This is a genomic window from Humibacillus xanthopallidus, from assembly GCF_006717145.1.
GTDB classification, from domain to species: domain Bacteria; phylum Actinomycetota; class Actinomycetes; order Actinomycetales; family Dermatophilaceae; genus Humibacillus; species Humibacillus xanthopallidus.
In genome coordinates, this window is the sequence record NZ_VFQF01000002.1 from 183,329 (window position 1) to 195,123 (window position 11,795).

Below are 11,795 nucleotides of genomic sequence, written 5' to 3' on the forward strand. Positions count from 1 at the left end.
GCTCTCATGCGGCCGCGAGATGACTCGGAATTCGGGCATTCCGCCGCGCGCCTACCACATCTGGTGCTAGGAAAGGGACATTGCGCGGTGCGTCGTCCGTGAGCTGCGACACCCACAGGGGGGAGAGCGGCGGCGACAGCCGTGACCGGAGGTCGCAATGTCGCGTGTCAGTGCCCTGCTCTCCCGTATCGCCGCCGCGTGCGCCGTGCTGCTCGTCGCGGCACTCCTCGCCCCCGCCGGCTCGGCATCCGCCGCCCCCGTGGCGGGCGAGATGTCCTATGCGTGCGCGCTGAAGAGCAACGGCCTCCTGCGGGCCGTCACCTCGCTGAGCGAGTGCAAGGGCAACGAGACCAAGGTGACCGTCAAGCCCGGCCCCGACATCTTCTGCATCCAGCCCTCCGGGTCGACCCGCCTGGCCACGAAGCCCAAGGACTGCAAGCCGCCGGCGACCGCGCTTATGCTGCCGCCCGCCTCGGGCACCGTCTACTTCTGCGCAGCCCTGCCCTCCGGAACCCTGCGCTACGTCACCGGCCCCGGCCAGTGCCTCACCGGCGAGGTGCAGGTGCAGGTCACCCCCAACGACGCCGCGCCTCGTGTGACCTCGACGAGTCCCGCCGACGGCTCGACCCACGTCGCGACGAACGTCAGCCCGACCGTCACCTTCAGCGAACCGGTGACCGCGACGGTGGGCTCGTTCTCGTTCGCGTGCGACGGCACGCCAGTGCCCTTCTCGCTCAGCGGATCTCCCGGCTCCACGCTGACGCTCAACCCGACGGGCTCACTGCCACAGGGCGCCGCCTGCACCGTCACGACGTATGCCGCCGGCATCAGTGACGTCGACACCCTCGACCCTCCCGACAACCCCGTCGCCAACAGCACCTTCTCGTTCACGACCGACGCCGCGCCCTCCCTCGTCTCCTCGGCGCCCGTCGGCGGCGCCACGGGGGTCGCCACCTCGACGAACATCGTGCTCACCTTCAGCGAGCCCGTCGATGTCGCGAGCGGCGCCTTCACCCTCAGCTGCGGAGGCCCCGACCTGCCGTTCGCCGTCACCGGCTCGCATACCGCGACGGTCACGGTCAACCCCGATGCAGACCTTCCGCAGACCGCGACCTGCAGCCTGACGGCGCCTGCCGCGAGCATCACCGACGTCGACGCGGGCGACCCGCCGGACGCGCTGACCGTGCCCATCGACATCACCTTCACGACCCTTGACGCCGCGCCGTCCGTCACCTCGACGACGCCCGGCGACGGTGCGGCCAACGTCGCCACGACGGCGGACGTCAAGGTCACCTTCTCCGAGCCGGTCACCCTGGCCGCGGATGCCTTCACGCTCGTCTGCGGGGGCAACGCCGTCACGACGACCCCGTCCACCAGCGACAACACGACCTTCACCTTCGCTCCGACGTCCGACCTGACGGCCGGCGACTCGTGCACCGGCACGGTCGACAAGACCAAGGTCACCGACAAGGACACCGTCGACCCGCCGGACAACCCGGTCGCCGACTACAGCTTCGGCTTCACCGTCGACAGCCCGCCGGCCGTCGCCTCGACCGACCCGGCCGACAACGCGAAGAACGTGCCGGCGGGCAAGGTCCTCACCGTCACCTTCACCGAGCCCGTCACGGTCACCAAGGCCTCCTTCGTCCTGACCTGCAACGGCAACCCGGTGGACTACGCCCTCGGCGGCACGGACACCGCGGTGACGCTCACCCCGAGCAGCGACCTGCCCGGCACGGCCACCTGCACCCTCAAGGTTGTCGCGACAGAGGTCCACGACGTCGACTCCGGCGACCCGCCCGACACGATGACCGCCGACAAGACGGTCACCTTCACCACCGTCGACACGGCGCCCTCCGTCGTCTCGACCTCGCCGGCCGACGGCGCGACCGACGTGTCGTCGGGCGCGAAGATCACGGTCACCTTCAGCGAGCCGGTGACGGCAGACAGCGGCGCGTTCTCCCTCGCCTGCCCCACCCCCACCACCCAGACGTTCACGCTGAGCGGCTCGGGAACCGCGGTCTGGACCCTGACGCCTGACGCGAACCTGCCTGTCGCCACTGTCTGCACGCTGAAGATCACGGGCAGCAAGATCCACGACGTCGACACCGTCGACCCGCCCGACGAGATGGTCTCGGACGTCACGGCGCAGTTCACGACCGCCACGAACAGCGCGCCGACCGACCTCTCGCTCTCCGCGTCCACCGTCGCCGAGAACCAGCCCTCCGGCACGGCCGTCGGCACCTTCTCGACCACCGACCCCGACCCGGGCGACACCTTCACCTACGCCCTGGCCACGGGCATCGGCGACACCGACAACGGGTCCTTCACGATCGTCGGCAACGAGCTGCGCACCGCCGCCTCGTTCGACTTCGAGACCAAGTCGTCCTACTCGATCCACGTGCGCACGACCGACTCGGCAGGAGGCTTCTTCGAGAAGACCTTCACGATCACGGTGACGGACGTCAACGAGGCCCCGACCGACATCGCCCTGTCGAACAGCTCGGTCCCCGAGAACAAGCCGTCCGGCACCGTCGTCGGCACCCTCTCCACCACCGACCCCGACGCGGGTGACACCTTCACCTACTCCCTCGTGGCCGGCACCGGTTCCGCCGACAACGCGTCGTTCACGATCTCGGGTAGCTCCCTGCAGACGGCCGGACCGTTCGACTTCGAGACCAAGGCGGCCTACTCGGTCCGGGTGCGCTCGACCGACTCGGGAGGCCTCACCTTCGAGAAGGCCTTCACGATCACCGTCACCAACGTCAACGAGGCGCCGGTCGTTGTCGGTGACAGCTACTCCGGAGCCATCGGCAACACCCTCGCGGTCCGCGGTGTCACGGCGACCGGCCCGAGCACGACCCTCACGGGCGCGCTCCCGCTCGCCAACGACTCCGACCCCGAGGGCGACCCGATCTCGGTCGTGCCCGGCACGGTGACGACGACCGGTGGCGGCACGGCGACGATCAACGCCGACGGCACCTTCAGCTACCTGCCCGGCGTCGGCGACGTCAGCCAGACCGACACCTTCACCTACACCGTGACCGACGGGCAGCTCACCTCGACCGGCACGATCAGCATCGCGATCGGTGCCGACCGCGTCTGGTGGATCAACGCCGCCGCTCCGGCGGGCGGCGACGGGCGCTCGACCGCGCCCTTCGCGTCACTGGCGCCCGTCAACGGCGCCGGTGGGTCCGGCGATGCCGACGGCCCGGGCGACTACCTCTTCGTCTACGCCGCTGCCGGGTCGTATGCCGGTGGGCTAGCCCTCGAGGCCAACCAGCGCCTCTACGGCGAGAAGTACGGACTCACCATCGGCGGCACGACGCTTGTGCCCGCGGGTGCGACGGCACCGACGATCACCAACGCCGGCGGCAACGGCGTCACCCTGGCGGGCGGCGTCGACGTGCAGGGCGTCGCGATCGCGAACGCCTCGGCCGACGGCATCCACGGTGACAACATCACGACGGCCACCATCGGTGAGAACGTCACGGTGAGCGGCAGCGGCCAGGACGGCGTCGACCTCACCGGGGCGGCGACCGGGTCGGTGGGGGTCGGTGCGACCATCACCGGAAGCACGGCCCGTTCGGTCAACGTCAGCAACCGCAGCGGCGGCACGACGACCTTCTCCGGCCCGATAACCGGCCCCGAGATCGTGCTCTCGGGCAACACCGGGGCGACGGTCGCCTTCACCAAGGCGCTGGCGATCTCGTCCGGTGCCGACAGCGCCTTCAGTGCGACCGGCGGCGGCACGGTCACGGCCTCCGACACGACGTCGACGCTGACGAGCACGACCGGCTCCACCGTCGTCGTCGAGAACACGACGATCGGCGGGACCGGTCTGAAGTTCAAGTCCGTCAGCGCGAACGGCGCGGCGAACGGCATACGGCTCAACAACACCGGAAGCTCGGGTGGCCTGACGGTGGTCGGCGGCGGCAACACGTCGCTCGGCGGCAACGCCAGCGGCGGCACGATCCAGAACACCACCGGCGCCGGCGTCTCGCTCACCAGCACCAGTGCGGTCAGCCTCAACAACCTGACGGTCTCGGGCACGCCGAACTCCTCCGGTGTGCTCGGCACCCAGGTCAACGGCTTCTCGTTCACGAACGGGACCGTCACCAACAGCGGCCTCACGAGCAAGGGCGCGGCCGACTCGAACATCGCCTTCACCTCGGGTGCCGCGTCGGCGAACGTCACCGGCGCCGTCAGCGTGTCGAACAGCTCGCTGACGAATGCCTACCAGCACGGCGTCCACATCCAGAACCAGAGCGGGACGATCTCGTCCCTGCACCTCGACAACAACGCGATCACGAGCACGAGCTCGACGGCTACCTCGGCCGGCAACGGGATCTTCCTCCAGGTCAACGGATCTGCTGGCGCGGCTGCCTCCGTGGCGAGCGGCACGGTGTCGGGCAACGCGGTCACCGGGTTCCCGAGCGGGGGCGGGATCATCGCCCTCGTCGGCAACGAGAGCCCCGCTGCCGTACCCTCGGCGACCTTCGGGACCGGCGCGGGCGCGAGTGCCGTCGCCATCAGCGGCAACCGCGTTGCCGGCGCCAGCACGGCGCTCCCGATGGGCACCCGGTGCATCCAGGTGTTCCTCACGGGACGCGCGACCGGCTTCGCCGACGTGACGAACAACGGCACGGTCGGCAGCCCGCTCGGCCTCAACAAGGGCAACTGCATCGACGTCGCCGTCGACGGTGCCGCCCAGCTCACCTCGCAGATCACGGGGAACGTCGTCAAGCCGCAGACGCAGCTGAGCGGGACCTACGGCGTCACCGGCGGCAGCGACAAGCACGACTACGGCGTCGCGGGCTCGCTCGACTCGGCCGTGCTCAAGGCCAACGTCTCGAACAACACCGTCTCGTCGACGACGGGCGTCGGCATCTACTTCATCGCCAACAGCACCGGCACGAGCAACCTCAAGGTGCAGAACAACAGCGTGGCCGCTCCGACCGACCTTGTCGCGCGGCCCGGCATCCGGGTCGACTCCGGCACGAGCTCCGGCACTGCCGTCAACACGACCGTCTGCCTGACGATCTCGGGCAACACCGTCGCCGGAGCCACTGACGGGACCAACACCTATCCGGGCATCGGGTTGCGCAAGCAGGGCAGCGTGGCCACGACCAACACCTTCGGGATCACCGGCCTCGCCCCCAGCCCGGCCACCGGTGCGCAGATGGAGGCCTACGTGGCCGGCCAGAACCCGGCCAGCGCCTCCGGCACCTTCGGCACCGGCGGAGCCGCGAACATCAGCGCCACGGGCTTCAACTTCGTGTCCTGCACCATGCCGGCCTTCTGACCGGTCCATCACCCAGCAAGGAGTGTGTGATCGATGAGCGAACCCTTCCTCGGCGAGATCCGGCTGATGAGCTTCGGCTTCCCGCCGAGGGGCTGGGCCGCGTGCGACGGCCAGCTCCTGGCGATCAACCAGAACCAGGCACTCTTCTCCATCCTCGGCACGACCTACGGGGGCAACGGCCAGACGAACTTCGCGCTGCCGAACCTTCGTGGCCGGGTCCCCGTGCACACCGGCGGCGGGTTCAGCCTCGGCCAGGTGGGTGGTGAGCCCAGCCACACGCTGATCGCGAACGAGACCCCGACCCACTCGCACGCCTGGAGCGCCTCGAGCGCCCCGGCGACGAGCGGTAGCCCGGCGAACGCCGTCCTCGCGGCGAGCGTGGGCGCCGCCGCGTTCGCACCGCCGTCGTCGCTCGTCGCCATGGATCCCGCGGCCGTCTCCCAGGCCGGCGGGAGCCAGCCGCACGAGAACACCCAGCCCTACCTGACCGTCTCGTTCTGCATCGCCCTCCAGGGGATCTTCCCCTCCCGGAACTGAGGAGTGCACCACCCATGTCGAACCCCTACATCGGCGAGATCCGGATCTTCGCGGGCACTTTCGCTCCCGTCGGCTGGGCCTTCTGCCAGGGACAGACGATGTCGATCGCCGAGAACGACGTCCTCTTCAACCTCATCGGCACGACCTACGGCGGTGACGGTCAGACGACCTTCAACCTCCCCGACCTCCGGAGCAGGGTGCCCGTCCACCAAGGCAGCGGCGGGATCGGGAACGTGGTGCTCGGGCAGGTCGGCGGCGCTGAGTCCGTGACGCTGACGAGCACTCAGATCCCGTCACACACGCACGGTCTCAACGGCTCGTCCGCGACGGCGACGACGGCGGCACCCGGCGGTGCCGTCCCAGCGACCCTCCCGGGGGTGACGACGTTCGCCTACGGCGCGGACGCGCCGCCGACGACGCTGGCCCCGCAGAGCCTCGGCGGCTCCGGCGGCAACCAACCGCACGACAACGTGCAGCCCTACCTCGTCGTCAACTTCATCATCTCCCTCTTCGGGATCTACCCGAGCCAAGGCTGAGGAGCCGACCGTGACCGATCCATTCCTTGCGGAGATCCGGATCTTCGGGGGCAACTTCGCTCCAGTCGGCTGGGCGCTGTGCAACGGCCAGCTCCTCCCGATCTCGCAGAACACTGCGCTCTTCTCGCTGCTCGGCACGAACTACGGCGGCGACGGCAGGTCCACCTTCGCCCTCCCTGATCTCGGGGGACGGGTTCCGATCCAGTCGGGCCAGGGGCCGGGACTGTCGCCCTACGACCTCGGCCAGATGGGTGGATCGACGACCACCACGCTGCTGGCGTCCGAGATGCCGCAGCACACCCATGTCATCAGCGCCTCTGCGACCGATGCCGGAGACCGCTCGCCCGCCGGCGAGCGTTTCGCCGTAGGGGTGGGGGGCATCAACGAGTATGCGGCTGGGGCCGATGGCACCGCGCTCGCCCTCGACGCGGTCACGGCCTTCGGCGGCGGCCAGCCGCACAACAACCTCCAGCCGTACCTCACGCTGACCTTCATCATCGCCCTCCAGGGCATCTTCCCGCAGCGGCCATGACGCTGACCCCGACCCTGCGTCCGGAGACGGACGCGGACCGGGGTCTGCTCGAGGCGCTCTTCGCGGACCTGCGAACTGCCGAGCTGTCAGTCCTCCCGGACGAGTCGATCCGGAGGGCCTTCGTCCGCCAGCAGGTCGATGCCCGCGAGCGCGGCTGGCGCGACGCGTGGCCGGATGCCGACCGGCTCGTGGTCGTCGTGGCCGACGAGCCCGTCGGACGACTGCTCGTCGACGAGTCGGCAGACGGGGTCCACGTCGTCGACGTCGCACTGCTGCCCGGTCGCCGGGGGCAGGGCATCGGCACCGCTGTCCTCGACGCGGTCCTCTCGCAGGCCGACGCACGAGGCGCCCCGTGCGAGCTGTCCGTCGACCGCGGCAGCCCGGCACGGCGGCTCTACGACCGGCTCGGTTTCGTCGAGGTCAGCTGCGACGAGCTGCGCTACCGGATGCGCCGAAACCCGAGCAGCCCTCAGGCGAAGGCGGCCTCGTAACGGTGCTGCCCGTCGGCGCCTGGTCCGATCGGCACGAGGAAGAGGGCAAGGTCGCCGAGCGTCGGATGACTGAGCTCCTGGATCCCCTGCGGCAGAAGGGTGTCCGCGTCGGTGGTGAAGACCAGCGAGAACTGCTCGCGGTGCGCCCCCGGACCGTGCTGGGTCACTGCGGCGAGGTGCAGGTCCGTGCCGTCGCGCCTCGCGAATGCCGTGCCGACGTGGGTCAGGAAGTCGGCAGCGGTTGCCGCCCCGAGGTCGAGCATCAGGTGCGGTTGACCGTGGCGACCCAGGACCGCCGGTCGGGTGAGGCGACGACGAAGATCGGCGTCACGGTGAATCCGGAGCGGCTCATGGCGTAGGTGCCGTCCGCGCCCCCGGCGCGCGAAGACGAGAGCAGGAGGGCAAAGCGGGTGTCCGACCCTGCCGGCGCGCCGACGATGTCGCTCACGCCGTCGAGGCGTGCGCCCCAGGACGCTGCTCCGCCGGCGAGCGTGAAGGTCCTGCCGACGAGTCCGGCGAACCGGGACCGGGACAGCGGGTCGCTCGGAGCCTTCGCTGCGACTGCGGTGCCCGTCGGCAGGGCAACCGCGGCGACGCCCACGGGGACGCTCTGCAGCACTCGTCGACGACTGATGACGACCATGTCCACCCGCCTCTCCCTCCCCCGAGGCCGGCCCCTGCCGGACGACCTCTCAGATCATCCCGTGCAGGGCCTGCCGCCGTCAGCGGAATGGGCCTCGGACGTCGGGAACTGGGCGCTCGACGAGGTGGGGGGCTGTCAGGCGGTGATCTCGGGGAGCTCGGTCTTGCGGCCGCGGGCGAAGTAGCTGATCGGGCCGATCCAGTTGATCGCGATGATGGCTGCCCACTTGCCCTTGCTGCCGTTGACCTGCTCGGCCGGTCGGCGGGCCAGGTCCACCCACGCCGCCGTCGCCAGTGTCAGCTGTACGGCCCCCATGACGATCACGGCCTTGCGCTGGCCGCTGCTCAGGTCAGCCCACTTCTTCTGTGCCATCGTCTCCACCTCTCTCGAGGGCCCCGGCGGCCCCCACCCTCCTGCCTAGCACGCCTCTGCGCGCGGGGGTGGCCGGTGTGAGCGAGGAGACGCCTCCGGCCACTGCCGAGACTGCCACGCGGTGTCACGCTGGAAGGGTCAGGCCTTTCGGAGGAGTCACCATGAAACGTGCCATTGCCCTCGTCGCAGCAGCCGCCCTCCCACTCGTCCTGGGGCCGCTCGTCGCGGCGCCCGCCGGGGCCGCGCAGCCCCGGATCTACCACACCATCAGCAGCACCCACGGCTCCGCCACCCTCGTCGTGGCGCAGGGGTGCGAGGTCTCCGAGGTCTTCGTGTCGTCGAGCAAGGCCATGTATGCCGCCCAGCCGGGTCCCGGGGGCAAGCAGGGGCTGACGGGCGTCTTCGTCCGCGTCACCGACACCTGCGCGTCCTCTCGTGCGCGCCTTGCCGCGCCTGCTGCCGGTGGTGGGAGCGTCGTCTTCGAGGCCGACGTGCAGAACAGCGCACCGCTCGTCGTCGACTCGCGCCTCACGAGGGCTTCGGTGACGACCGACCTGCCGGGGACGGATGCCGCCGGCGAGCCGGTCACGGTGCACCTCGTCGCGACGTGGACGGGGACCGGGGCTCTCGAGCACTCGAAAGTCAGCACACACACCCACTTCGCTGACGGCAACGTCAGCGCCAACGACAACAACCTGCGCCGAGCGGCGATCGCCTCGGTCTCGGTGCAGGTCGCCGGACGGAGCGTGTCAGGACGCACCGAGGACGCGAGCCTCGAGCAGGTCAAGTCGCACTGCATCGAGGTTCCGAGGCCCGGGGCGGTCGAGTTCTATCCCTGCTTCGGCTTCCCCGGTTGAGCCGGACGTCCCGACCAAGACTGGCCACTCGACTCGGTGGGGGCGACCAAGAGTGGCCACTCGACTTGGTGGGGGCGACCAAGAGTGGCCACTCGACGTCGTGGGCGCCCCACGCAATCGAGAGAGCAGTTTGTCGGCCTCTGGGGCGGCCAGGTGTGGCCACTCGACGTGGTGGGGGCGGCCAGGTGTGGCCACTCGACTGGGGCGGACGGCATACCGGCGGGGTTGGCTCGTGAGCTCGGCGGGCCTGGTGGCGTCAGCCGGCGGGGGTCTCGGGGTGGCGACGGAGGTAGGACGCGTCGTCGTTGACGTAGGCGTAGTAGAGCCCGATGAGCACGCCGCCGCCGATGAAGTTGCCGACGAGGGCGATCGCGATGTTGCCCGCGGCGAGTCCGACGTCGAGCCCCTCCTGCAGGCCGACGATCGTGAAGAGGACGGTGTTGGCGACCGAGTGCTCGAAGCCCATGAACGCGAAGATCGCGACGGCGACGACCATGACGAGGCTCTTCGTCAGGTCGTCGCGGATAAGCCCGTTGTAGACGAGCAGCACGGCGATGTTGATCATGAAGTTGCAGAGCACGGCGCGCATGAAGAGGTCGGTCCAGCCCGACGGCCCGGCGGAGACGTAGGCGAGCTTCGTGTCGACGGCGTGCTGCATGAGCGGCATGGCGGTGCGCGTGACGGTGCTGAAGAGGAAGGGCAGCGCGACGAAGAAGCCGCCGATGGCGTTGCCGAAGTAGCAGAGGCCGAGGAGGCGCAGGACCCGCTGCCACGACGTGCGCCGGTGGTAGGCGCCGATCGAGACGATCATCATGTTCGACGTCAGCAGCTCGGACTTCGAGTAGTGGATGAAGACGAGGGCCCAGCCGAATGTCACTGCGCCGACGAGACGCCCGAGCGGCAGCAGCGTCGAGCCGCCGACCCGCACCGCGTCGAAGGCCGCGGTGACGGCATAGCTCGTCGCGTAGAAGAGGCCGATGATGATGCCGGCCATCGCGGCGCGCTGGAGGTAGCGGCGCGTCATCTCGCCCGACATCTCCACCTTGGCGTCGAGGGCGCCGAGCACCGTGCCGATGAAGTGCTTGCCCGGGAAGAGCGGGTTCGCCTGTGACGTCATGCGTTCACTGTGGCACGGGCACTGCCGCCTCAGCGCAGGATCGCGCGGAGGGCGTCGAGCAGGATCGCGATCTCGGCCTCGCCGATGACGAGCGGGGGAGCGAGGCGCACCGTGCTGCCGTGCGTGTCCTTGACGAGCACGCCGCGCTCGAGCAGGCGGTGGCACGCCTCCCGGCCGGTCATGAGGCCGGGGTCGATGTCGATGCCGGCCCAGAGCCCCCGACACCGCACGGCGTCGACGCCGTGGCCGACGAGCTCGCCGAGGCCGGCGGCGAGCTCGGCGCCGAGGTGCCGGGCGCGCTGCTGGTACTCACCGGTCGCGAGCAGGTCGACGACGGCGTGCCCGACGGCTGCGCCGAGCGGGTTGCCGCCGAAGGTCGAGCCGTGGCTGCCGGGGGTGATGACGCCGAGCACGTCGCGGTCGGCGACGACGGCCGAGACCGGCACGATGCCGCCACCGAGCGCCTTGCCGAGGATGTACACGTCGGGCACGACACCCTCGAGGTCGCACGCAAAGGTCGAGCCGGTGCGGCCGAGGCCCGACTGGATCTCGTCGGCGATCATGAGCACGTTGGTGCGACGCGTGAGGTCGCGCACGCCGCGCAGCCAGCCGTCGGGCGGCAGGATGACGCCACCCTCGCCCTGGATCGGCTCGAGGAGCACGGCCACCGTGTCGTCGGTGATCGCGGCCTCGAGCGCTCCGAGGTCGCCGTAGGGCACGGTGTCGAAGCCGGGCGTGTAGGGGCCGTAGTGGTCGTGGGCCACCGGGTCGTCGGAGAAGCTGATGATCGTCGTCGTGCGGCCGTGGAAGTTGCCGGCCATGACGACGATGCGCGCCTGACCGTCGGGCACGCCCTTGACCTCGTAGCCCCAGCGGCGAGCGACCTTGATCGCCGTCTCGACGGCCTCGGCGCCGGTGTTCATCGGCAGGACGAGCTCCTTGCCGGCCAGCGTGGCGAGGTCGCGGCAGAAGGGGCCGAGCCGGTCGCTGTGGAAGGCGCGGCTGGTCAGCGTGAGGCGGTCGAGCTGTGCGCGAGCCGCTCCGACGAGCGCCGGGTGAAGGTGTCCGAAGTTGAGAGCCGAGTAGCCGGCGAGGGCGTCGAGGTAGCGCCGCCCCTCGACGTCGGTGACCCACGCGCCCTCGGCGTGCGAGATGACGACGGGCAGGGGGTGATAGTTGCTCGCCAGCCACAGCTCCGCGAGGGAGATGTGCGCGTGCGTGGGGGTGCCGGGGTCTGGGCTGCGGTGCTCACGCGCCCCGGGTCGTGCGGCCGTGTCGCTCACTCTCCGATCGTCGCACCGACCGTGTCGAGCGGCGCGCGAATGTGAGGTGATCCCCCTCTCGGAGCGGCTCCGGCTGCCGATGCCGGTGGGAGACTGGAGGAGGCGGGTCTCGCAGCCAGGAC

The 11,795-nt window shown here is 70.3% G+C and carries 11 protein-coding genes; 6 read left to right on the forward strand and 5 right to left on the reverse strand.

Translation table 11 applies throughout. The annotated features are described in order from the left end of the window. Nucleotides 1–157: 157 nt before the first annotated feature. The 5 genes from FHX52_RS11910 to FHX52_RS11930 are packed head-to-tail and all read left to right on the forward strand — an operon-like array spanning nucleotide 158 to nucleotide 7,401. Entirely contained in the window at nucleotides 158–5,305 is a 5,148-nt protein-coding gene (locus tag FHX52_RS11910; RefSeq protein ID WP_141822312.1) for a beta strand repeat-containing protein, read from the forward strand. A gap of 33 nt (nucleotides 5,306–5,338) precedes the next feature. Further along, on the forward strand, nucleotides 5,339–5,842 hold the full coding sequence (locus FHX52_RS11915; protein WP_141822313.1) for a phage tail protein: 504 nt from the start codon (nucleotides 5,339–5,341) through the stop codon (nucleotides 5,840–5,842). Between the two features lie 14 nt (nucleotides 5,843–5,856). Then, complete coding sequence (locus tag FHX52_RS11920; protein WP_141822314.1) at nucleotides 5,857–6,378, forward strand: phage tail protein; 522 nt, start codon at nucleotides 5,857–5,859, stop codon at nucleotides 6,376–6,378. A gap of 10 nt (nucleotides 6,379–6,388) precedes the next feature. Next, entirely contained in the window at nucleotides 6,389–6,910 is a 522-nt protein-coding gene (locus FHX52_RS11925; protein ID WP_141822315.1) for a phage tail protein, read from the forward strand. Further along, on the forward strand, nucleotides 6,907–7,401 hold the full coding sequence (locus FHX52_RS11930; protein ID WP_141822316.1) for a GNAT family N-acetyltransferase: 495 nt from the start codon (nucleotides 6,907–6,909) through the stop codon (nucleotides 7,399–7,401). Before FHX52_RS11925 ends, FHX52_RS11930 begins: the two co-directional genes overlap by 4 nt. Here the strand turns inward: FHX52_RS11930 and FHX52_RS11935 are convergent. The 3 genes from FHX52_RS11935 to FHX52_RS11945 all read right to left on the reverse strand — a co-directional run bounded on the left by FHX52_RS11935 (nucleotide 7,380) and on the right by FHX52_RS11945 (nucleotide 8,416). Further along, nucleotides 7,380–7,664, reverse strand: a complete 285-nt coding sequence (locus FHX52_RS11935) for a DUF6916 family protein (protein ID WP_141822317.1) — start codon at nucleotides 7,662–7,664, stop codon at nucleotides 7,380–7,382. The genes FHX52_RS11930 and FHX52_RS11935 overlap by 22 nt on opposite strands. After that, the gene (locus tag FHX52_RS11940) at nucleotides 7,664–8,044 is read right to left on the reverse strand and encodes a DUF6916 family protein (protein WP_425460116.1); all 381 of its coding nucleotides are present in this window, start codon (nucleotides 8,042–8,044) and stop codon (nucleotides 7,664–7,666) included. The genes FHX52_RS11935 and FHX52_RS11940 overlap by 1 nt, the downstream gene beginning before the upstream one ends. Before the next feature lie 135 nt (nucleotides 8,045–8,179). Next, complete coding sequence (locus tag FHX52_RS11945) at nucleotides 8,180–8,416, reverse strand: PLDc N-terminal domain-containing protein (protein WP_141822319.1); 237 nt, start codon at nucleotides 8,414–8,416, stop codon at nucleotides 8,180–8,182. A gap of 161 nt (nucleotides 8,417–8,577) precedes the next feature. Here FHX52_RS11945 and FHX52_RS11950 point away from each other — a divergent pair, with 161 nt between their 5' ends. After that, on the forward strand, nucleotides 8,578–9,273 hold the full coding sequence (locus FHX52_RS11950) for a hypothetical protein (protein ID WP_141822320.1): 696 nt from the start codon (nucleotides 8,578–8,580) through the stop codon (nucleotides 9,271–9,273). Nucleotides 9,274–9,529: 256 nt separating this feature from the next. Here FHX52_RS11950 and FHX52_RS11955 read toward each other — a convergent pair whose 3' ends face one another. After that, nucleotides 9,530–10,390, reverse strand: coding sequence for a formate/nitrite transporter family protein (locus FHX52_RS11955; protein WP_141822321.1), 861 nt, complete (start codon nucleotides 10,388–10,390; stop codon nucleotides 9,530–9,532). 29 nt (nucleotides 10,391–10,419) lie between these two features. Further along, entirely contained in the window at nucleotides 10,420–11,673 is a 1,254-nt protein-coding gene (gene rocD / locus FHX52_RS11960) for an ornithine--oxo-acid transaminase (RefSeq protein ID WP_425460109.1), read from the reverse strand. Nucleotides 11,674–11,795 lie beyond the last annotated feature (122 nt).

What these genes read in the sequence shown, in the direction of transcription:
- FHX52_RS11910 (WP_141822312.1), top strand. Translation starts at nt 158, where the DNA reads ATGTCGCGTGTCAGTGCCCTGCTCTCCCGTATCGCCGCCGCGTGCGCC.
- FHX52_RS11915 (WP_141822313.1), top strand. Translation starts at nt 5,339, where the DNA reads ATGAGCGAACCCTTCCTCGGCGAGATCCGGCTGATGAGCTTCGGCTTC.
- FHX52_RS11920 (WP_141822314.1), top strand. Translation starts at nt 5,857, where the DNA reads ATGTCGAACCCCTACATCGGCGAGATCCGGATCTTCGCGGGCACTTTC.
- FHX52_RS11930 (WP_141822316.1), top strand. Translation starts at nt 6,907, where the DNA reads ATGACGCTGACCCCGACCCTGCGTCCGGAGACGGACGCGGACCGGGGT.
- FHX52_RS11935 (WP_141822317.1), bottom strand. Translation starts at nt 7,664, where the DNA reads ATGCTCGACCTCGGGGCGGCAACCGCTGCCGACTTCCTGACCCACGTC.
- FHX52_RS11940 (WP_425460116.1), bottom strand. Translation starts at nt 8,044, where the DNA reads ATGGTCGTCATCAGTCGTCGACGAGTGCTGCAGAGCGTCCCCGTGGGC.
- FHX52_RS11945 (WP_141822319.1), bottom strand. Translation starts at nt 8,416, where the DNA reads ATGGCACAGAAGAAGTGGGCTGACCTGAGCAGCGGCCAGCGCAAGGCC.
- FHX52_RS11950 (WP_141822320.1), top strand. Translation starts at nt 8,578, where the DNA reads ATGAAACGTGCCATTGCCCTCGTCGCAGCAGCCGCCCTCCCACTCGTC.
- FHX52_RS11955 (WP_141822321.1), bottom strand. Translation starts at nt 10,390, where the DNA reads ATGACGTCACAGGCGAACCCGCTCTTCCCGGGCAAGCACTTCATCGGC.